The following is a 22,771-nucleotide window of genomic DNA, read 5'->3' as shown; positions in this document are numbered from 1 at the left end:
TTCATTTTGAAAGCATTTGAGTGATTGAATGTACAGAGAATGGAGAAGGTATAGTTAGAGCAGTAGATAAATAGGAAAACTTCACATATCGGAATGGAGCACTATTCAGTTGGCTGAAATAGTACCATAACGTGCACATAGTTGTATGCTTATTTTATAGAAAATTAAGTATAACATTTACGTCCACTAAAAAATCGATAGGTTGAGGTCTAGTTTGTCATTGCGTTAAATTGACAATATCGGAGGAATAATGAATTATGTGTGGAATTGTAGGATATATTGGTGAGACAGATGCAAAGGAAATTTTATTAAAAGGCTTAGAGAAACTAGAATACCGTGGTTATGACTCAGCAGGTATTGCTGTACGCAATGAAGAGGGCGTTACAATCTTCAAGGAAAAAGGACGTATCGCAGACTTGCGTGAAGCAGTAGACGAAGATGTGGCTGCTAAAATTGGTATTGGCCATACACGTTGGGCAACACATGGTGTACCAAATCGTTTAAATGCACACCCTCATCAAAGTGCATCAGGTCGCTTTACACTTGTGCATAACGGCGTAATTGAAAACTATCATCTATTACAAAAAACGTATTTAAAAGGCATTCCGATGAAATCTGATACAGATACAGAGGTTATCGTGCAATTAGTAGAGTTATTTGTGAAAGATGGGCTGGAAACGGCTGAAGCATTCCGTAAAACATTATCTCTATTACACGGCTCTTATGCACTTGCGCTACTAGATGCAGAAGCGGCTGACACAATTTTTGTAGCGAAAAACAAATCACCACTTCTTGTAGGTGTGGGCGAGGGCTTCAATGTTGTGGCATCAGATGCTATGGCAATGCTACAAGTAACGGATCAGTACGTAGAATTACACGATAAAGAAGTCGTGATTGTACACAAAGAAAGTGTTCAAATTACGACTCTAGATGGCACAGTAATAGAGCGTGCACCCTATACAGCAGAGCTTGATATGAGTGATATTGAAAAAGGTACGTATCCTCACTACATGCTAAAGGAAATGGATGAGCAACCAACTGTCATTCGTAAAATCATTCAAGCGTATGAAAGCGAAACTGGGGACTTAACAATTGATGCAGATATTTTACAAGCATTACAAGACGCGGATCGCTTATACATTATTGCAGCTGGCACAAGCTATCATGCAGGATTAATTGGTAAACAATATTTCGAAAAAATGGCAGGCATTCCAGTCGAAGTTCACATTTCAAGTGAATTTGGCTACAATATGCCTTTACTTTCTGAGAAACCATTGTTTATCTTCATTACCCAATCAGGTGAAACAGCAGACAGCCGTCAAGTGCTTGTGAAGATTAAAGAGCTTGGCTACCCAACGTTAACAGTTACCAATGTACCGGGTTCAACATTATCACGTGAAGCAGATCACACTTTGCTACTACACGCAGGCCCAGAAATTGCGGTCGCTTCAACAAAAGCTTACGTAGCACAGGTCGCTGTACTTGCTGTAGCAGCATATGTCACTGCGAAGGCGAATGGCCAAGGAGTAGAATTTGATTTAAAACAAGAGCTTGCGATTGCAGCAAACGGTATCCAAACAATTATTGATTCGAAAGATGTGTTAGAGGATATTGCAGAAGATTACTTAAAAATTGCACGTAATGCTTTCTTCATCGGCCGTAACATTGACTTCTGTGTTAGTCTTGAAGGTGCTTTGAAACTAAAAGAAATCTCCTATATCCAAGCGGAAGGTTTTGCAGGTGGCGAGCTAAAACATGGTACAATTGCTTTGATTGAAGAAGGCACGCCAGTGTTTGCTCTTGTAACGCAAGAAGCGGTATCGCTAAACATTCGTGGGAATGTCAAAGAGGTAGCGGCACGTGGAGCATATCCATGTATTATCGCTATGGCTGGGGTAGCCGAAGACGGTGACCGTTTAGTCATTCCTCAAGTAAATGAATTATTAACACCGCTTGTATCGGTAGTGCCTTTACAACTAATTAGCTATTATGCAGCTTTACACCGTCGTTGTGACGTTGATAAACCTCGTAACTTAGCTAAATCAGTGACTGTGGAATAAGCTTGTAGTGATTAAATAAGCTATGTGTAGGTTTGAAATAAAGTCACGACGTTTATAATAAAGTTTGATTAAAAACCCTGTGTTGATATGCAGGGTTTTTTTGTTCAACAAACGGGCCATTTAATTGAATAAAAATACAAGAATTAAATTGGACGTGGAGATTGTGAAGAAAAGTACTTAAACTAAAGGCGCAGTTTAGTTCAATAAGAAAATAGCTATACAAAAATTTAAAGCGTATTTTAATATCCATATTTAGCAATGTATTTTTTTGGAATTTGAAGATGTTGTTTTAGATTAAAGTTTTATCAAATTAATATTAATAACCTTGATAAATGAACAAACAGAAAGAGGATGCTTTGAAAAAAGATTGATCAAAACACCCTCTTATTTAATACGACCGATGAACTTTTTTATAAAAAATAAGCAGCACCATTAATTAAAAACATTATGCATTATTCGAACTTAACTTCTTTCTCCTTTTAATTCCTTTATATTTCTATTTCTTTTCTTTCATAAATAATTCTCCCTCAATATCTAAATTTGGTAGTAATTTATCTAACCACTTTGGCAAGTACCAAGAAGCTTTTCCCATTAAGATCATTACTGCTGGTACAATAGCCATTCTTACTACAAAAGCATCAAATATAACGCCAAATGTGAGTGAAAAGCCCATTGCTTTAATTATAGGATCTGGAGCTAACATGAATCCAGTAAATACTGAAATCATAATCAACCCAGCAGCTGTTACTACTCCACCACTATCTTTCATTCCGGCTAAAACAGCTTTACGTGCATCACCGGTATGTGTAAATACTTCACGCATTCTACTAACTATAAAAACCTCATAGTCCATTGCTAACCCAAATAAAATCCCTATCACAATGACTGGTAAGAAGCTTAATATAGGATAGGCAATGGGGAATCCAAATAAATCAATTAAATTTCCATCTTGTATAACAAATACAGTGAATCCTAATGTTGCACCTAAAGACAGTACAAATCCTAGTACTGCTTTTAATGGAACTAGAATAGACCTGAATACTAGTACTAATAAGATGAATGAAAATCCAATAATTAACAAGGCGAATATTGGTAATGCATCATTCAGTTTTTGTGATATATCAATGTTTACCGCCGTAGTACCTGTAACCATTAATTTTATATGATTGGATTTTTCCAAGGTCTTTGCCTTTTCTCTAATATCGTTTACAAGATCTTTTGTTTCTGAATCGGCAGCTCCTGTATCTGGAGTTATAGTAATAAGATACAATTCTCCTGAAGATCCAGGAATTGCTGGACTAACATTTTTTACATTTGATAACCCACTTAACTCTTCTATAGTATCACTTAATGCTACTTGTGGATTGGTTGTTTCGCTTGAGGTTTTAGCAGCTACAATTAATGTTGAAAGATGGCCAGGGCCATAAGCTTTGGTAAGTAAGTCATATGCTCTTCTTTCTGTTGTCTCTTCACTTTTCGAACCGTTATCTGGTAATGCGAGTTCCATATGGGAAATAGGGATAGCAATTATAGATAGAAGTGTAATTCCAATAATTGCCACCTTCCATGGGCGTTTTGCTACGAAATTTCCCCATCTACCGGAAGTAGTTTGTTTTTTATCACGTTTAATAATTTTGCTTAAAAAACTATTCTTTCTATCTGGTCCCACTTTATGTCCCATCAGACCTAAAAAAGCTGGAACCACAATTATTGCAATAAATATTGCGAATAATACGCAAAGGGCAGCAGATAGACCCATCATTGTTAAAAATGGTATTTTTGCAACAGATAAACCTAAGAGCGCAATGATGACTGTTATACCAGCAAACACTACAGCACTACCGGCTGTTCCATTTGCAATTGCTACAGACTCTTGGACAGAATATCCTTCTTTCCTTTGTTGTCTAAAACGAGTCATAATAAAGAGAGCATAATCAATGCCTACTGCCAGTCCCAACATTGCTGCTAACGTTATTGAAACTGAGGTAATATCCAAATAATTTGTTCCAATCATAATTAAAAAAATTCCTGTAGCTAGTCCAATAACCGCCGTAATAATTGGCAACCCAGCCGCTAATAAGGAAATAAAAGTAATTGCCAATATAACGAAAGCAACAATTACCCCAATTACTTCTGTTATTCCTCCAATTTCCATTTCAGAAAATGAAACATCACCAGAAAGTTCTGTTTGAATGCCAGCATCACGTATATTTTCGATGTTTTCTATAATATTTTTCTTTGATTTTTCCGATACCTTGTCTGCTGCCACATTATAAGTAACAATTGCATAACCAATATTCTTATCTTTATTTATATTCCCTAACTCTAATGGACTTGCTACAGAAATAATATAACTATCTTTTTCTTTTATCACTTTTAATGTATCCGTAATTACATTATTAATCTCTTCAGAATCTAGGGTTTTATTTTCAGGTGCATTAAATACTAACTGTACTTGACTTGTATTAGAGGGGAATTCCTTTTTAATGAGGTGAAGGGCTTTTTCTGATTCTGATCCAGGTATAGACATGTCCTCAGAGAAATTTGACCCCAGGTTCATTGCAATAGTTGCTATCACAAGGAGAATTAATATTGAGCCTCCAATTATTTTTTTACTATTGTTTGCCGCCAATTTTCCTAATTTATAAAGATACTTTGCCATTAACAGCTTCCTTTCATCCTAATTTTACATACAACACATTAAAACAACTAGTTATTGCTTAAACAAAAAGTTATTAATTGAACACCTTGTTGATTTAATGGCATAGACATAGTATATTAAGGCTAATTGAAGGTAACAATAAGCAAAATAAAAACAGGTGTTATTAAATAATCATTTATTAATGTTTTGTCCATTTAAAAACATATTAAAGTGAATTGGTTACTAAGGGAGGGGAAAAACGTGGTTGGTACACCAGGAAACCGAAGAACACTGTATAGTAAAAAGGTAATTATAGAGGCTTTTTTACTGCTGCTACAAGAAAAAAACTTAAATAAAATTACTGTTACGAATATTTGTAAAGTAGCAGATATTAATCGCGGAACTTTTTATTCTTATTATAATGATCCCTTTGATTTAATGAGAAGTATTGAAGAAGAATTGATAGAGAAAATGATGAGTACTATTAATATTTCGGGAGAAGAAAATATACTAAATGAACTTTTAAAATTGATACTTATAAATAAGGATCTCTGTAAAATCATTTTTAATGAAAAAAATAGCTCTCATGTACTAAATACAGTTTTGAATTCTGCTCATGATATAACAATTGCAGAAATTAAAAAAAAGTTACCAAATGCTAATGAGACTCATTTAGAATATTTTTTCACTTATTCGACAGGTGGGATCATTAAAGTAATTCGAAAATGGATAAATGATGATATGAATATTCCAACTGAAGAAGTTGTACAAATCTTAGAAAGTATGAACGTCATGTCATCTCAATAAACGATTTGTTATTTTGAATAATTATCATTAATATGTTCAGAGGTTTTCTATAAAAAAGTTATAATTTGCGTAAAATTATTCTATATCGAGTTAGCTTAAGAGATGGTAAACTTTTTAAGGGAATGTGAAGAGTTTCACTTAAACTAAACCAGCTAATAGATTGTCAATAAAAATCTTTTAAATTAAAAAACACTTCATGCTATACTAAAAAGCGCAACCCAAATAACCCTCCGAATTCGATTTGGAAGGTTTTTGTTGTATTTGAAAATGCTGTCACTACATGGTTTCTTGGAATGGTGTTTTCGTTTTTAAAATCGCATAAATCCAATGTAAAAGCTTATTTGCACAAGCAATAATGGCTACTTTATATGGCTTTCCTTCCTCACGTTTTAAATCGTAGAAGGCTCGTAATCGCTTATTTCGTGCGATAGTTTCAGGTGTTGTTTTCTTTTTCCGACTATCTCGAATAGAACAACGAACAGCTGTATAAAGCATGTGGCGAAGCATAGCCGAGCCGCGTTTAGTAATGTGATTTTTCGTGCCTTTAAAGCGACCTGATTCAAACACACTGGGATCTAGTCCTGCAAAGGCTACTAACTTTTTCGGATGATTAAACCGATCAATTTCTCCGATTTCTGAAATAATCGTTGCAGCGATTTTTTCACCAATACCGGGAATTGATTGGAGTAATTCATATTCTTCAAGTTGTGCCGCTAACTCATCAATCTCACGCTCCAACGTAGAAAGTTGTTGGTGGTACACTTGAAGTAAATCAATATACATATTCAAACTGACTAGAAGACTTTGATAAAGAGTTGATTGAAATGGATTGCGTTCTGCAGCTCCGATTAATTTTTCCGATCTTTCAAGCGCCCAATTAAACGAACGTGCTTTGCAATGTGTATCAATGAATTGTGCGATCTCTTCTACCCCTGCTTCTTTAACTGATTCAGAAGTAGGGTAAGCTTGTAAAGTTTTTATGGAAATCTCAGCGTATAAATCGCCAAAAACTCCTTTGTACTCAGGGAATATTTGATCTAATACGGCTTGAAATTGAAGCTTTGTTTGAATCATAATTCCCGTCATATTTTCATGTTGCCTTGTTAGATGCCGAAGGTTTAATAACTGTACACCACGCTTTTTCTGAGGCGCTAAATCCTCTTTGTAATACAGTTCGCCTAAGTGATAAGCATCAATGGCATCTGTTTTGGTTTTTCGCAAGCTAGAACTTTTTGCTCGGTAAGATACCAGTGGATTTACGATAATGACAATGTATTCTCTTGCTTCTAAAAACTGTACAACTGGGGCATGATAGTGACCTGTTGATTCCAAAACAACAGGTGGCTTCATTCCTGTTTGACGCTCTAAATCTAATAAATAAGAGTGTAACTCTTCCAATCCATCCACCGTATGATCAACTTTCACGCTGCTTTTATAGGGCATTTTTTTATCCAAGAACATTTGAACCTGACTTTCACCTTTTGCGACATCCAGACCAACTACTGGATTCATAGTTTATCTCCTCCTAAGGTAGTGTATTGACCGGTAACCTCTATCTAGCTTGTTATTCATATCTTCGCTTGTTATACGAGATCGTAATGTCCCAACCAGCCTAATCATGTGTTAACAAGTAGAGGGCGAACAGTTTAGTTGTCGGGATCTAGTCCCACGGGTGCTTCCGTTCGACCCCGGCTACTATCAATCTATAAATTGAATAAAAAATAGTCAACCAGATTACTCTGGCTGACCTTATAATACGAACGGGGTGCTATAGTTCAAAAAGCTAAAGGCAGTAATTATAATCATTATTTTGTTCTTCCGCAATCGGGCGCTTTTCCGCAATCGGGCGCTTTTCCGTAATAGGGAAAGCGTCTTTATTCATGGAAAGGGCCATATTATTGAATAACAACCTTTTATGAACTATTACCAAACGAAGTTTTGGGTACATTTACAAAAAATAAAATGCATCAATTTTTATTTTTCAATTTGTTTTCAATACTTTTAAACAAATAAATTAATACATTAACAGAAAAAATAGTCATCATAAAACCGGTAATTGCTCGCATTAAATATGTATCATTTGGATATCCAAAGACAATGTACCCTAAAGAATATATTGCTGCTATCCATTTAATTATAGTAAAAATGTTTTTCTTCATAAGTTTCTCAACACCTCTTTATTCTTACTACTTAATCTTTCTGAATTTATAAACTTACTTATATCATAAATTATTTTTTTACAAATGAAATTGTTTTAGATAGAAAATATCTAGATAGGTTTATGTGAAGAAATCGAACAACATCCAATTATTGACTTTATTCTATAATGTCATTATAATTTTATTGGTCAACCAACCAAAAAGGAGGAAATGTATGAGTACACAGGACAAAAGAAAACGATTAATCGATGCGGCTTACAAAGTATTTGTAAAAAAAGGATATGTCAACGCTTCAATCAAAGATATCGCAAACGAAGCCGATATGACATCGGGACTTGTTCATTATTATTTTAAAAATAAAGAAGAACTGTTGCTTTCCGTACAAGATGAAATTCAAAAGCATTACCAAAGGCAATATAACGGACAGCCTGATGACTCTGTAAATACAGAGGCAGTTCTACTTGAAATCAAATCCAGAGCGGTAGACAATCCCGACTGGTATCGTTGGCGATATGAAATTTATTCTTTAGGGATAAAAAGCGAAAGTGGTCATCTTGAACAGCAAGTAGCGTCTATTCTCAAGAATGGGAGGGATAGTCTTTCTATACCGTTGCAGCATTTAGTTGGCAATTCCCATAATGCTTCTGCGCTTGCCAGTATACTATTGGCTTGCTTCGACGGGCTAGCACTTCAGAAAATTATTGACGATAAATTTGATATCGACCACTCGTATAGACTATTGATTGAGCTCCTTGAGCTTTATTTATGCAAGTCTCATTCTGTTTAACAGTTTATATGTTCACCTGGATATACAAGTAAATTAACATGAAAGGTAATAATATGAAAAGATTAGTAATATGTTTGTTCGTCTTTCTGCTCATTGCCCCTTCACTTTCTCTAGCTGCTGAAGGTGGTGATACCGCTCAACAAATCGAAACATTTATGAACGAAGCACTAGAAAAATATAATATTCCTGGGGCTTCGCTGGAAGTCGTACATAACGGTCAGACCATCTTTCAGGATAGCTGGGGGACAATGAGTGACGGGTCAGCCGTAACGGAAGACTCGACTTTTCTTATAGGCTCAGTAAGCAAGCCTTTGACTTCACTTGCTATTATGATGTTGGTAGAAGATGGAGAAATCAAATTAGATGAACCGATAGAAACTTACATCCCTTGGTTTACTTATCAAACAGATGGCACAAAATCAATAACCGTACGCCATCTATTAGAACAAACAAGCGGTATTAGCGCTTATGATGGAATGAAAGTAACAGATCAACAAGGTCGTGATAAAGAGAATGGTATAACTCAAGCTGTTAAAGAACTGAACGGAGTACAGTTAAGCCGTATTCCGGGTGAGGCATATGAATATAATTCAGCTAACTATTTGCTCTTAGGAGCTATTATTGAGGCGGTGTCCAACCAGTCATTCTCAGCATTTATGGAAACTCATATTTTCTCTCCTCTTGGCATGAACAATACTACTGTCGATTATGAAAGTGCGGTAGAAAGAGGGTTTGTGCCCGGCTTTCATTCCTGGTTTGGCAAACCTGTTAAAGGTGATGGATTGTATGATCAATCGGGAGCGCCTTATGGTTATATGTCATCAACCGTCAGTGACCTGACTAAATTTATAAAATTCATGCTAAACGGCGGAGAATTATTATCAGAACAAAGTTTGAAACAACTACAAACACCACCAGAAAATGGTGGACGTTATGGTTTGGGTTGGCACTTCCCAAGATCGGGAAATAAGTATCCTTACCATACGGGTGCAACGCCTGAATATAAATCGGAAATATTCTTTATTCCCGAACGAGGTCTAGGTGCCGTTCTTTTAATGAATAAATACCATGAATTAGAAGCTGTTTCGTATTTAAGTATAATGGAGGGAATTCGATCCATTATGAATGGTAAAAATCCGGATTTAGTACAACTAAACGTTAGCACGCAATGGATTACGCTTGGTGTTGTATTACTGCTGGCTTTTATATCTTTAATTAGTTTAATCCGGTTAAAACGTAGAACTACAATAAATAAAAAAGTATGGGTGTCTACGGGAATCCTATCCGCCATTTTGGCTGTTGGACTGATTCCTTTATTCACATATAGTATGGGTATCTCATGGAGGACGGTTGGTCTTTTCCTTCCAGACGTCGAATTTCTTATTCAATGTCTGATCGCAATATTGGCAGTTAACAGTCTCTTAACCTTCCTCTTTATTGCAATGAAACGAAAAAACAATACCTGAATATCGGCCGATGAATGCGCTAAAGGGCAAGTATTGAGAGCAGAACCTTATGAAAGTAGAGCAAGTCATCCACGATCTTCAACAATCGGGCGCGATTGTGGAACAACATAGCTGGAAAATGAACAAACTTTTTTGTAAAAATCTCATAACTCCATTTTGAACAATCTTTTTTCAAAAGGGAGTTTTTGAAGTTACTATTAGATAAGGATAGAGGGATATTTTTTAATCAACCTTTATTCCAAAGCTACAATAAGAACGGTCACTACTGCCTTTTCATTTGAATCACTTTTTATTGTGTATACAAGATTTTATACATCGTTGATTTGACAGCGTTTTAAGGCAGTCTTACTACCTGGAACTTGTATAAAATATTGCATACTATGATACTTGCTCAACTTTATTTACAGTCTGAGCAAACGGACAGGGAGATACAAAATCGCTGTCCGTCAGACTTCATGGAACCGCCGTATACGGAACCGTACGTACGGTGGTCGGGAGTTAATCACTCCCTCCTACTCGAAACTCCTCTTACATATACAGTTCCTGAAACCGTTTGACGACTTTGAGATTCGACAAATATTCGATAAGTTGAATTGGATACCTTAGTGTTCTTTTTGATCCATCTGCAATATCTACAAAAGACGTTTAGCCTCCCTGAGTTGCCATCTGGTCCAATTATGCCAATACGATGAAGATGGCCTAGTAGTAATCATTTCCATTTCATAACTTAGAATATGGTGTAACTGCCAAGTAGAAATGAACACTTTCTTACCTGAAAATGCTGAATAAGACTGAACACTATTTTTCAGTAAAGTGTTCAAAGTTACCTGACGGTTATATATGGTTTATAAAAAAGAAAAAAGGAAGTGACTTTGATGACTTGGCAATATGGTTCTTTTCCTGATGATATAGGCCCATGTCAACAAGAAGGGTCCACAACTTGTGTTGGTGATATGTATTTTGTATGTAGAAATGGTCGTTGGATACCTACCTACGAATATTGTCAGAGTACACCAACATGGCCACAATATGGTTATAGTCCACAGCTATGGCCACAATATGGTTCAGATATGGGCCCATGTCAACGAGAAGGGTCCACAACTTGTATTGGTGATAGAAGGCATTATTGTAGAAATGGTCGTTGGATACCTACCTCCCAATATTGTCAGAGTGATAATACACCAACATGGCCACAATATGGTTCAGATATGGGCCCATGTCAACGAGAAGGGTCCACAACTTGTATTGGTGATATGAGGCATTATTGTAGAAATGGTCGTTGGATACCTACCTACGAATATTGTCAGAGTGATATATATCCCTATGACTAAATGTATATACTTTATTTAAGGAAAAAGTGCCCCCAAAATGGTGTGGGGTTAGGCAGAGCCTAACTTTTTCGTGATATCATGAAAATGAGGAAATATATACAAAATATATACGTATAACTTCTCAGATAAAGAGAAAAACCAACCGTCTAAATCTCTCAATCTGCTTTACAGTAACTCTACCTTAAAAGGTAAATATTTTTCGATTATTACTAACGAGATGCGTTGATCCTAGCAAGGGTCAGCGCTTATTTCCATTTTAGTTATAGGAGAAGCCCTTGAAGTTTAAGGGTTTACTGAAGTGAATAGCTATATGTTTGGTGAGCTAATAGATATCTTCAACAATTGGGCGCTTTCCTTGAATAAGAAGGAGTTTTTTTATGCCCCTCCTCAGAGTGTTTAAGTTTTGTTAAGAAAGAGATTTGAGAGTATTAAACTTAAACAAAAAGGGTCGTAAGATGAAGATTTGCTCTCTGAAATAATCAATCTTTATTAAAAGATAAATAGCAATAAACATAGAAGGTACGTATTTTGATCAAAATTCGAGCTTTTGTTTTTAACCAGAAATTCACTATTGATATTGAAATAAACTTTTTTATAAAAATTAAACAATACTTCACAGAGGAAGAATCCGTTTTGATCAAACTTTTTTCAAAACGGGTTCTATTAATTTAACGTAAGATGTGGATTTAAGAGGTGTTTTTGATCAAACTTTATTTTAAACCTACAGCAGATATAAAAAGAGGTTGATATTACATCAACCTCTTTTTAATGATTTTTAGGATGGAGCGATTACTTCGCAAGATATATCAAAAAAACGAATGAAGAACCTTGATATCATATTTAAAGGAGGTGCCTTCGTTGTATAACCATGAAATTATAATTAAGAAAATTATTTTGTATGTGGAAGAAAACCTACATGAACCACTTAATTTGGAAAATATTGCAGCACAATCAAATTTTTCAAAGTATCACTTTCATCGAATATTCCAATCCACGGTTGGCATGACGGTAACTGAATATATTCGGTTAAGAAGATTGGCTAATGCTTCTTCCGCCTTGCTTTACACAAGTGAACGCATTCTTGATATCGCTTTATATTATCAGTTTGAATCACAAGAATCATTTACAAGAGCATTTAAAGAGATTTATAAGCTACCACCTGGCAAATATCGCAGAATGATGTCAGACGTGAATAAAATTAAGGAGGAAACAAATATGGATACAAAGGTGAAAGGTTGGTTTTTAAGTGGATCAAATCCATTTAATTACGAAATGGGAATTGACCATGAAGTTGTTCATCAGGGGAAAGCATCAGGTTATTTAAAATCCAAAACAGTGTTAGATTCAACTGAATTCGCTACCATGATGCAAACATTTAAGGCTAATCAGTTTGTTGGAAAGCGCATTAGACTCTCTTGTTTCATCCGTACGGAAGAGGTAGATAAGTTCGCTGGGATGTGGATGCGAGTAGACGACACAATGGAAGATGTTCTTCAATTTGATAATATGAGTAATCGCCCCATTAAAGGAACAACAAACTGGAACCATTATTCTATTATTTTAGATGTTCCAACCCAAAGTGCTGTTATTTCGTTTGGTATCATTCTGTCTGGACAAGGAACTGTATGGGCAGATCAATTCACTTTTGAAGAAGTGAATGAAAGTATTCCAACAACTAATTTAGAGGTGCATGGTGAACTGCTGGACGAGCCAGTAAATTTATCGTTTGATGAATGATTTAAGGAAGGGTGATAACATGGCTAATTCCGGTAAAAAGGCTACTGGGGTAGTATTAAGTATTATAGTTATAATTGCAATTATGGCTGTAAAGTTTGTAGGAATTAACACGCTTGTTCATTACTTAAAGTTTTGGTGAAAATATTGCTTAACTATACCGCAATCGGGCGCTTTTCCTAATAAGGAAAGCGTCTTTATTCATGGAAAGGGCCATATAATTGAATAACAATTTTTTAAGATATGTTACCAAACGACGGTTTTGGGACGTTTTTTTCAACTAACTCAATAAAAAAAGTATTTAATAAGGACTTATTAATTTGAATACGTCTTTTTTATTTTAGAAAAGTGCATCTTTTTTTGATGGTTGGCTCTCTAATAGATAGGGTGGTGAAAAGGATGGCGGTTAACGAAAAGAAAATAAAACAATCAATCAGAGGGGACCGAGAAGCACTGCTGTTTTTGCTGAATCAAGAAAAAGAGAAGCTTTACAGGACTGCTTATAGCTATGTTCGAAATGAGGCGGATGCTTTGGATGTTTTCCAGCAAACGGTGTTGCTGGCAATTGAGTCGGTTCATCAGCTACGAGAGCCAAAGTATTTCACGACATGGCTGATGAAAATTTGTATCAATGCATCACTAAGTGTACTCCAAAAACAAAAGAACGTAATTTTAATTGATGAATTTAAATTTAACACTCTCTCCACTGAAATCGCAACATCTGATGAAAAGCTGGATTTATTGGATGCCATTTATGGATTAGATGAAAAATATAAAACAGTCCTACTCTTAAAATATTATGAGGATTTAACTTTCGAACAAATAGCAGAGGTACTTGGCGAACCGATTGGTACAGTCAAATCGAACGGCAAGAGAGCGTTAGCGAAAATCAAAAAGACATTGAAGGGAGCGTACATAGATGAACGAACAAGACCGATTTAAGGAGGCAATGAATGAAATTTCTGTTCCTTCTAAAGAATTAGATGCTATTTTGGCTGACGCTTTTAAGCAGGAGAAGAAGCAACGGAAATTCCCCTTTATACGAATAGTTAAATATACGGCTGCTGTGGGAATTTTATCGATGGGTCTCATTTCATCTGCTTACGTATCACCTGCATTTGCTAACTTTGTAACGAAAATCCCGATTATTGGTCAGGCATTCGACTATTTTATCCAACTGGAAGACTACTATCAAGCATATGAAGAGGTTAGTACAGATATTGGTTTAGTCCAAGAAAGCAACGGAATTGAAATAATTATTGAAAAAGCATTTTACGACGGCAATACAGTAACCCTTTCATATGTTATACGAGCTGAAGAAGATTTAGGCTCATCCCCGACTTTTGAGAATCTGCCAACGAATATAGTGAATGGAGGCTATGAAGGAGGGTATGTGAATGGTGTTGGCTATGTAGGCATGATGACGTTGTCTATGCGTGATAAAACACAAGATAGAGTGAATATAGAATGGAGTCCTCAAGCAATTTATTCGGGGGAAAAAGTAATGAAAGGCGACTGGTATTTTGAATTTTCTTTAAGCAAGCTAGAAGGAAAACAGATCGTAATTAATGAGCAAGTAAACAAAGAGGGTGTAACGGTCGAGCTAATCGATGCAATCAAAACAGATGTTAATTTAACGATTAACTACTTACAAGATATCGATCCTGCTGTTCATGAAAGATGGAATTATGTTGAGGCTGAGTTGAGTGCGATTGATAATTTAGGCAATAAGTATGGAGTTCCATATAACGGTGGATCTGGCACGGTGGATGGCGATTCGAGTGAAGATATTACATGGAATGCAACAATTCATGGACTAGATCCCGAGGCAACATCGATTACATTTTATCCATTCGCTCATGTAAGTAATAGTCAAAGTGATAATAAACGAATTGATTTCGAACCTATTACGATTGAATTAAATTAACTATTTATCCTTATTACATTAACAGGTGCTTTATTGTAACAAGAACTAATATAGTATACAAAATCATATAAAAAAAACGTTCCCAAATGAAAGTTAGGGTAGGCACAAGAACCCAAAATATGTTGTTTTCATAGCAATTTTTGGGTTTTACTTTGAATACTATCTTCAACAATCGGGCGCTTTTCCGTAATAGGGAAAGCGTCTTTATTCATGGAAAGGGCCAGATTGTTGAGGAACATTTTCAATAAAATTGGATATTATTGTTGAATTATAGAGTAATAGGTTGTGAAGTTTCTCGCTTAAACTCCCATGAAAGAACTTAATCATCTTTCATTTTCTGTGGTGAAGTGCTGATTTTTGCGCTTCATGGATGGCTAACGGTGCAGTTTAGTTGAACAAACTAAAGAAATGCAATTAACCTCGGTTAAAAAGGTTTTGTTAAAATTAGAATGTTTTATAAAATTTTTCGCGATTTAAAACTATTCAAACCGTACATTTTCTGAGATTTCTTTAATCTTGTCCCATTCTAAAATTTGAATTTCTTTCTCTTCTCGTTTAATAATCCCTTTCTCTGTCCAGTCCTTTAGTATTCTATTTAGATGTCTTTTTGTAGTACCAATCAATGAGGCAACATCATCTAAAGAATTTGTTTTTATATATTGATTTACATGTGAAGGGGATTCAACCGAGCATAAATAAGCAGCTAGACGTACGCCTACTGGTGAGAGTGCATTTACTTTTGATGAAATGGTGCAAGTTAAAAGCTTATAGGCTAGCTCTTTCAACAATAGTTGATTAAATTTACTATCAAATTTTAAATTTGTTTCATACACTTCTATAGGAATAAATAATACTTCACACGGCTCTGTTGCAATACAGTTTGATGCAACTAAGCAATCTGCAAAGATTTCGATATCGCCCATAATCGCTGGTTGTTGACAGTAGCGTAGTAGTAATTCTTTTCCAGTCACTTCTAAGCTAGACACCATATATCTACCTGAAAGTAAAAAATATAAGCCATCTATCTTGTCCCCTGCTTTTAAAATAATTTCATTAGGTTGAAAAGTACGTACAAAAATGGACGATATTAGTTCTTTTGATATAGTATAGTCATATATAGATTGAAATAGATTTTGACTCATTTTTCCCTCCAGGACATCTGTCCTTTATTGTTTGTTTTTGTTTATTTTAATATAGTTATAGTCAATTAATAAAGAGGTAGGGATTCAAATGAACTTTGTATTCGATTTAGATGGAACACTTTGTTTTAATGGCAAGAGTATTGATAAAGAAATAATTGATGCACTTCAAGAATTACAGTTTGCAGGACATCAAGTGATTTTTGCCTCAGCTAGGCCGATTCGTGATTTATTACCTGTTATACCTAAAAGCTTTCATAAAGGTTTATTAGTTGGAGGAAATGGTACATTTACTTATGATCATGGGCATATTCAAGTGATACATTTCGAACAACAAATATTAAACAAACTCATTGAACTCATTCATCTACATCAATTAGAATTTTTAGCAGATGGTCAGTGGAATTACGCCTTTTCAGGTAATGTTGCACATCCTATTTATCAAAATATCGATAAAACTAATTCAACGAACATTCCATTGGAACAATTACTGCCAGTTTGCAAATTAGTTTTATTCCAACCGAATGAGGAAGTATTAGAAGCTCTTCAAGTAATTCCTGTAACAGTCACACACTATAAAACAGAGCATGCCATCGATATTAGTCCTCTAGGTATTAATAAAGTTAGAGGACTTCATATGTTGGATATTCAACAGTTTATTGCTTTTGGAAACGATAGTAACGATCAATGCTTGTTTGAACATGCAGTACATAGTGTATGCGTAGGCAATAATGACGTGAAACGTTATGCGAAAGAAAACATTGAACGAGCAGATGTAGCAGGAAAAATTCGAGCATTAATTGGAAAGTATTATGTAGATGAAGGAGATACAGATACATCTAAACTTGTTAGAAATTAATAACGCTATAAATAAGGTTTAAACTTTGTAAATACAGTTAGCCAAAAACTTCGAGGTAACTAGGATATATTTTATTGGAAAGGGATAATTGCCGTTAATAGATATTAGTAGCTAACGGCTTTTGGTTACCTAGAATAAAAGTTTGTTATTCAACTAACGGGGGGCTTTACTTTAACAAGCAAAAGACTAATCACCGACTTGATATTCAGCAATCGGGCGCTTTTCCGTAATAGGGAAAGCGTCTTTATTCATGGAAAGGGCCAGATTGTGGAATAACGAATTTAAATAATTTGAGGGAATTATGTTAAAATAGGGGTCATTGTGTTCAACCAATTAATACCTACATAAGAAGGAGTAAGATAATGCGTTCTACGAAATTAATGTTATTTGGTATCTCAATAATGATAATCTCATTATTTATTCAAAATGAAGAAGGAATTAGATTTTATGGTAACGAGATTTTTATATTAGCTTTTGGTTTTATCTTGACACTAATTGGATTCTTTATTAAAGGGAAAAGTAATAACAGTTAAAGTATATATCCTAAAACGAGAATTAAATAATGAACTTCCACAATCGGGCGCGATTGTGGAATAAGCGTTTCTTTTCTTATTCAACTAACAGGGGCTTTAGTAAATAAAAAATTGATTCACGAGATATAAAAACCAAAAAGACAGAAATTAATCTACACGTTTTGTAGATTAAATCTGCTTTTTTCTTTTTTGAGATATCAGCTAGTTTTGTCCCAGCCTCTCGTTTAAACTCTCTTAAATATTTTATTTTCCTCTTAGTTTTTTCTGATTTTCTACGCTTTGATGATTTACAGGGAATTCCATAATAACTTTTAGACCACTATGATTTACACCATTTTCAAGAATAAGGCGACCATGATGTGCCTTCACAATCCTTGCCACCATCGGAAGTCCCAGACCGTGACCTTGCTTGATAGTTCCCGTTCTCTTTGGTGAATAAGGTAACTCAGTAATATCCTTTAATTGTTCTTGTGGAATACCTTTACCATTATCTTTTACGATAAAGCGATACTTGGAGCCGTCCTTAGATAAATTGGTTTCCAGTATAATTTCGCACCCCTCAGAGTTGTGATGTATACTGTTTTGGATAAGATTGTTAACTGCTCTAAATAGCAATTTCTCATCGCCCATGATTTGTGCTACTTCAGTGCCTAGTTTTAAATTAATAGAATAGCGCTCATCTATTCCGCTATTAAAAAAATCAGTGGCAACCTGTCTCGCCAAAACTGATAGTCGGATGTTCTTCAAATGTAAAGGTTGCATTTCATACTCAAGCATCGAGACCAAATTCAGATCACTTACAAGTGAACGTAGCTTCTCGCCTTGACGCCGGATAATGCCAGCTTGATGTCTCTGCACCTCTGGTAAGTCTGAATTTTCCTCCATGTCACTTGCATAGCCGAGAACTAGGGAGAGTGGCGTCCGAATATCATGAGAAATTCCAGCAATCCAGTTGGAGCGTGCTTCATCGCGTACCTTCAAAGCATCCGTGTTATGTTGAAGCATAGTAGACGTAGAATTAATACTCTGTGCCAAATCACCAAAGATTCCTTTAGAGTCCAGCTGAACCGTTTCTTCCTTAGCAAGACTATGAACCCCGTCCACAAGAGGACGCACCTTTCTTATAAGTCTCGTCCCAATCATGATAGAAATTAGCAAAGCAAGTACTACATTAGAAATCAGCAACAGTATAAGCCTCAAAGGGAGAGACTCTACCCATTCTGAAAGATAATCAAATTGATACCTCCAGTGACTTTTCTTTGGATATCCTATCACAATAAGACCATCTTGATGCTCCCAAGTATAAACAGGATAGTCCATAAGATAATAACGTGAAAGCTTGGCTACTTCGACTAGACTATACGATTGCGGAACATCATTAGGTAGATGATAGTCCCATTGCACACGGCCATCTTCACCGATTAACATAGCCCAGGCATTATTTTTTTGTAGAAGCTCAGCGGTATGCGCGTTTAATTGATAGTTCTCGCCCTGCTTATTTATACCTTGACCCACTTGCTTCACAATGTCTTCTGGGGACGGATCTTGATTATTTTCTGTGAACACTAGCCCCCATAACATGACGAAGTTAAAAATAAGCAGAAATATTGAGATTAAAATAGTGGCAGCAACAAATCGTCGTAATATGCGACTAACTCCTTCCACTTATCTTGTCTCCTTCACTAACAGTTTATATCCCAGTCCCCTAACAGTGAGAAGATAAATTGGTTTGGAAGGATCCGTCTCAATTTTTTCACGAACTCTCCTGATATGTACCATCAATGTATTTTCATAACCGTAGCTGTCATCTCCCCAAACTGCCTGGCATAGGGCATCACTTGTAACAATTCTCCCCTGATTTTCATACAATTTCACAAGAATAGCATGCTCCTTTGCAGTCAATGGTAGCTCCTTTTGATTCTTATTTACGACTGCACTTTCTAGATTAATTGTCTGTTCTCCAAGTTGGAAAACAGACAATTTCTCCGAAACAGGAGAGGAGTATACTCTTTTCAGAATTGCCGTAAGCCGTAATACTAGTTCCCGCGGTAAAAACGGCTTCACAATATAATCATCTGCTCCTAGACCTAGTCCTAGTAAACGGTCTTCATCCTCTCCCCGTGCCGAAAGAAAAAGGATTGGCATTTCGGAGAATTGTCTGATGGATGACAAAAGTGAAAATCCGTCGCCATCAGGTAACATGACATCAAGAATTGCTATATCCGGCTTATCTGTTTGGCAGATTGACAGGGCGGAGCTGCAATCAGTTGCGCTATAAATACGAAAAAAACCATCTTTTCTCAAAAAACCTTCAATCATTTTGCTTATCTCCGGTTCATCATCTACAATTAATATTTTTTTGTCTTTTAAATTTCCCACGCTACATCACCTGACTTTTATTATACATGAATAGGAGGATTATCAGCATTTTCCCAATTCCATCCGTTATTCTTTTTATTTATTTTTCATACTTCTGTTGAACTATCACTGGCAATTCCTCATAGGGAACTTCTGCCCAATAAGTAACACCTCGAATACGTGTGTAATACAGCTGAACATAAGCTCCTTTTCTTAATTGTTTTCCTGCTGAAAACTCAAGCTTTTTTTCCTTCCCTTTCTTACTATAAGCAGTCACCTCATAGTCGTAGCGTTTATTATTATCTTGAACACCTGAATCGTTTATCAATGCATAATAGATAGTCTTCCCAGCAGGATTTTCAGGTGTCAACTTCTCTGGGGTAAAAAAGAACAACAACAAGCATGCCCCAAGCACAATGATAAGTCCCAGTATCAGCAATATTTTTCTCACCTAAAATTCCTCCAAATAATTAGGATGAAACAATATCTTTATTCTTCAAGCGGCGAATGGATATCGATGCAAAAATAATGATGAAAGATAAATTCGTCACCCCAAAAAAAATATTCTGTATAGTAGTCAGCTGATCTTGATTCAAGACACTCATGCCAATCGTGAGAAGTGAATACGGAAAAAATATACCTAGATTAGCAGTATACATACCCAAACCGATAAAGACTGCACAAAGACAAATGCCGATTGGTGTTGCAAAGCTACGTATTCGTAACGATATTGCCAATTGTAGAGCACTAATGGATAAAGTGGCATACCAACCACGTACGGACCAGCCAATCGTCTCTACAGGAAAATTGCCAGGTAAGGAGAACAAGGTACCCGCTAACCAGTACAACCCTAGGAAAAATGCTTGTGTGAACAGAATTAATATGCTAACAACAAGCAATTTGGCAAGAAATATACTGGCAACCGATACAGGAGAGGTCAAAATCATATTCCAATTTCGGTTCAAATGCTCCAGTCTACATACATAGGAACAGCAGATGGCAATCAAAATAGGCAGGAAAAACTCCCCGTAAAATATGCAAACTTGATTCCATAAACTGTACCATCCATTTTCTAGAACTCCTTGATTAAGATAAAAATTTGCACATCCAATCATCAGACTTATGCTAGGAAGTACAGCTAGTACAAGACCTATACGAGAATGTCGCAACTTGAGTAATTCAGCAGAAATACTTTGTTTTATCATCTTCTCACCTCAGATTTCCTGCCGGGATACATGGATGCTTCCGGCAATATAAAATAGAACGGTCATCGCTAGTGCAAGCAATATAATACCTGTCCCTACAGACTGTGTTATATAGAGACTCGTAGACTCCGTGTAATGAAAAGTTACCGGGCTGAGGTCCAAATAATACGCCCATATAAAAATATGTCTTATTCCAGCCGGGAATAGTCCCGCTGTCATCCCGATGAAACCTCCTAACATACCTAAGCACAGCGCAAAGGTTTGGTTTTTAATGGCTAGAGAAATCCACTGCTGAAGTGCCGTAATAGCGAGAGTCGTCAGCAAGTTACTCACAATAAACTGAAGTAGAATCTCTATAGGAGGTGTGCCAGGGAAACCTTTCATCAATCCGAATACAATCATCATTACTGCCTGTGTAAGAATGCCAAACAAGAGCAAACTATTCGCGCAAATATACTTCGCTGCGTAGAGATTGCCGCGTCTTACATTAGTGGCAGCAAGCAATTTCCAGGTTGCCCCTTTATGTTCCATATCACAAATACGAGAGACAACAATGGCCGAAATAATTGGCATAAAAAGCCCATTCATAGAGGTTATATTGAAAATGATAGATTCCCACACTGCGTGGTCCGGATTTTTAGCTATGGATCGGGTGATAGACATGAATGCCCATAGCATCTCCACGCCAAGAAATAGTGTAATCATGATCCATATTTTTTTGCGGCGTATTTTGTAATATTCTAGTCCTATTGTTTTAATCACAAGCTTCGCTCCTTCCCTGTAAGCTCCAGGAAAATGTCCTCCAAACTTTTCTTTTGCTCTTCAATTCTAGTGACAGGAATGTAATGTTCTACAAGTAGTCTATTTATTTCTGCAACCTCTCTGTCCGCAAGATTGTCGAATTCAAGACGGCTATCACTTTTTGTTAGACTATAGCCTTGCGTGAGGAGTAACTCCTCTGCTTTAGTGTTGTCTCCGGTTTTAAGAAGGATTGCGCTTCTGCCTTTTTTTCGTAAACTTTCCATACTCCCTTGAAACAGTAGATTCCCATCGCTGATAATGCCTACTGAAGTAGCAATTTGATCAATCTCTGAGAGCATGTGGCTAGAGAGCAATACAGTTATCCCATAGCGTACGGGCAATGATTTAATGAGTTCTCGGATTTCATTAATACCTGCGGGATCAAGACCGTTCGTTGGTTCATCTAGAATCAATAGTTTCGGGAAGGCGAGCAAGGCCATTGCAATACCTAATCGTTGCTTCATGCCTAGCGAATATTGTTCAGCTTTTTTGTCTTTCTGATTTTCCAGACGTACGATACGAAGTGCCTCATGTATGTTTTTATCTGGTACATTTCTAAGTCGTTGCATGACTCTCATATTCTCGAGTCCTGTCAGATGCCCATAATAAGAAGGTGATTCAATTAGGGATCCCGTACGTTGTAAAATGGATGACCGACGTTTGTTTAAACTTTCCCCAAATATATTGATTGTCCCTTCAGAAGGTTTAATGAGTCCTAGCAGCATTTTTAGCGTAGTTGTTTTTCCAGCACCATTCGGGCCCAAAAACCCATAAATCTCTCCTTCCTCAACATAAAGATCAACTTTATTTACTGAATTAATAGATCCATACTTTTTGGTAAGATTTTGTGTTTGCACAATAGCCGATGTATTCATATGAAAAAATCATCTCCGTTCAAGTCTTTTAATTTTTGTTCAACTCAAACATTAATGAATTTACCTTTCTCATATCTAAAGTGAGCCTT

19 protein-coding genes are annotated in these 22,771 nt (G+C 36.1%); 9 read left to right on the top strand and 10 right to left on the bottom strand.

Annotation, left to right across the window (positions count from 1 at the left end; all coding sequences use genetic code 11):
- Window positions 1-257 precede the first annotated feature (257 nt).
- Window positions 258-2,060: a glutamine--fructose-6-phosphate transaminase (isomerizing) gene (glmS, locus tag C9J31_RS22465; protein ID WP_107951669.1), complete on the top strand. Its 1,803-nt coding sequence runs from the start codon at window positions 258-260 to the stop codon at window positions 2,058-2,060.
- A 496-nt stretch (window positions 2,061-2,556) separates the two neighbouring features.
- Here the strand turns inward: glmS and C9J31_RS22460 are convergent, their stop codons facing one another.
- On the bottom strand, window positions 2,557-4,722 hold the full coding sequence (locus C9J31_RS22460; protein ID WP_107951668.1) for an MMPL family transporter: 2,166 nt from the start codon (window positions 4,720-4,722) through the stop codon (window positions 2,557-2,559).
- A gap of 240 nt (window positions 4,723-4,962) precedes the next feature.
- Between C9J31_RS22460 and C9J31_RS22455 the strand changes: the two genes are divergently transcribed.
- Window positions 4,963-5,508, top strand: a complete 546-nt coding sequence (locus C9J31_RS22455) for a TetR/AcrR family transcriptional regulator (protein ID WP_107951667.1) — start codon at window positions 4,963-4,965, stop codon at window positions 5,506-5,508.
- Window positions 5,509-5,784: 276 nt separating this feature from the next.
- On the opposite strand, the gene C9J31_RS22450 is transcribed toward C9J31_RS22455, so the two are convergent.
- Window positions 5,785-7,020: an IS110 family RNA-guided transposase gene (locus tag C9J31_RS22450; protein WP_107951746.1), complete on the bottom strand. Its 1,236-nt coding sequence runs from the start codon at window positions 7,018-7,020 to the stop codon at window positions 5,785-5,787.
- A 455-nt stretch (window positions 7,021-7,475) separates the two neighbouring features.
- Window positions 7,476-7,667, bottom strand: coding sequence for a hypothetical protein (locus tag C9J31_RS22445; protein ID WP_107951650.1), 192 nt, complete (start codon window positions 7,665-7,667; stop codon window positions 7,476-7,478).
- Window positions 7,668-7,881: 214 nt separating this feature from the next.
- Between C9J31_RS22445 and C9J31_RS22440 the strand changes: the two genes are divergently transcribed.
- The 6 genes from C9J31_RS22440 to C9J31_RS22415 all read left to right on the top strand — a co-directional run bounded on the left by C9J31_RS22440 (window position 7,882) and on the right by C9J31_RS22415 (window position 14,912).
- Window positions 7,882-8,454, top strand: a complete 573-nt coding sequence (locus tag C9J31_RS22440; RefSeq protein ID WP_107951651.1) for a TetR/AcrR family transcriptional regulator — start codon at window positions 7,882-7,884, stop codon at window positions 8,452-8,454.
- A gap of 53 nt (window positions 8,455-8,507) precedes the next feature.
- A complete protein-coding gene (locus C9J31_RS22435; protein WP_238602232.1) occupies window positions 8,508-9,920 on the top strand; it encodes a serine hydrolase domain-containing protein in 1,413 nt (470 codons plus the stop codon).
- Between the two features lie 875 nt (window positions 9,921-10,795).
- On the top strand, window positions 10,796-11,251 hold the full coding sequence (locus tag C9J31_RS22430; RefSeq protein WP_153062552.1) for a hypothetical protein: 456 nt from the start codon (window positions 10,796-10,798) through the stop codon (window positions 11,249-11,251).
- A gap of 858 nt (window positions 11,252-12,109) precedes the next feature.
- On the top strand, window positions 12,110-12,988 hold the full coding sequence (locus C9J31_RS22425; protein ID WP_107927112.1) for a helix-turn-helix domain-containing protein: 879 nt from the start codon (window positions 12,110-12,112) through the stop codon (window positions 12,986-12,988).
- A gap of 396 nt (window positions 12,989-13,384) precedes the next feature.
- Window positions 13,385-13,927, top strand: a complete 543-nt coding sequence (locus tag C9J31_RS22420; RefSeq protein ID WP_193767209.1) for a sigma-70 family RNA polymerase sigma factor — start codon at window positions 13,385-13,387, stop codon at window positions 13,925-13,927.
- Window positions 13,905-14,912, top strand: coding sequence for a DUF4179 domain-containing protein (locus tag C9J31_RS22415; protein WP_107951655.1), 1,008 nt, complete (start codon window positions 13,905-13,907; stop codon window positions 14,910-14,912). The genes C9J31_RS22420 and C9J31_RS22415 overlap by 23 nt, the downstream gene beginning before the upstream one ends.
- Before the next feature lie 479 nt (window positions 14,913-15,391).
- On the opposite strand, the gene C9J31_RS22410 is transcribed toward C9J31_RS22415, so the two are convergent.
- Window positions 15,392-16,054, bottom strand: a complete 663-nt coding sequence (locus tag C9J31_RS22410) for a Crp/Fnr family transcriptional regulator (protein ID WP_107951656.1) — start codon at window positions 16,052-16,054, stop codon at window positions 15,392-15,394.
- A gap of 88 nt (window positions 16,055-16,142) precedes the next feature.
- Between C9J31_RS22410 and C9J31_RS22405 the strand changes: the two genes are divergently transcribed.
- Window positions 16,143-16,910 carry an HAD-IIB family hydrolase gene (locus C9J31_RS22405; protein ID WP_107951657.1) on the top strand — a complete coding sequence of 256 codons (768 nt, stop codon included), beginning with the start codon at window positions 16,143-16,145 and terminating at the stop codon, window positions 16,908-16,910.
- A 776-nt stretch (window positions 16,911-17,686) separates the two neighbouring features.
- Here C9J31_RS22405 and C9J31_RS22400 read toward each other — a convergent pair.
- The 6 genes from C9J31_RS22400 to C9J31_RS22375 form a co-directional block, all read right to left on the bottom strand.
- Window positions 17,687-19,108: a sensor histidine kinase gene (locus C9J31_RS22400; RefSeq protein ID WP_107951658.1), complete on the bottom strand. Its 1,422-nt coding sequence runs from the start codon at window positions 19,106-19,108 to the stop codon at window positions 17,687-17,689.
- Window positions 19,109-19,822, bottom strand: coding sequence for a response regulator transcription factor (locus C9J31_RS22395; protein WP_107951659.1), 714 nt, complete (start codon window positions 19,820-19,822; stop codon window positions 19,109-19,111). It lies immediately after the preceding gene.
- A 79-nt stretch (window positions 19,823-19,901) separates the two neighbouring features.
- Window positions 19,902-20,252 carry a YxeA family protein gene (locus C9J31_RS22390; protein ID WP_107951660.1) on the bottom strand — a complete coding sequence of 117 codons (351 nt, stop codon included), beginning with the start codon at window positions 20,250-20,252 and terminating at the stop codon, window positions 19,902-19,904.
- 19 nt (window positions 20,253-20,271) lie between these two features.
- Window positions 20,272-21,003: an ABC transporter permease gene (locus C9J31_RS22385; RefSeq protein WP_107951666.1), complete on the bottom strand. Its 732-nt coding sequence runs from the start codon at window positions 21,001-21,003 to the stop codon at window positions 20,272-20,274.
- 12 nt (window positions 21,004-21,015) lie between these two features.
- Complete coding sequence (locus C9J31_RS22380; RefSeq protein WP_107951661.1) at window positions 21,016-21,768, bottom strand: ABC transporter permease; 753 nt, start codon at window positions 21,766-21,768, stop codon at window positions 21,016-21,018.
- Entirely contained in the window at window positions 21,765-22,682 is a 918-nt protein-coding gene (locus C9J31_RS22375) for an ABC transporter ATP-binding protein (protein WP_107951662.1), read from the bottom strand. Before C9J31_RS22375 ends, C9J31_RS22380 begins: the two co-directional genes overlap by 4 nt.
- Window positions 22,683-22,771: the final 89 nt, after the last annotated feature.

This window comes from Lysinibacillus parviboronicapiens, assembly GCF_003049605.2.
Classification (GTDB): Bacteria; Bacillota; Bacilli; order Bacillales_A; family Planococcaceae; genus Lysinibacillus; species Lysinibacillus parviboronicapiens.
Note: the sequence above shows the minus strand (reverse complement) of the source record. Positions and strands in the feature narration are given on the sequence as shown.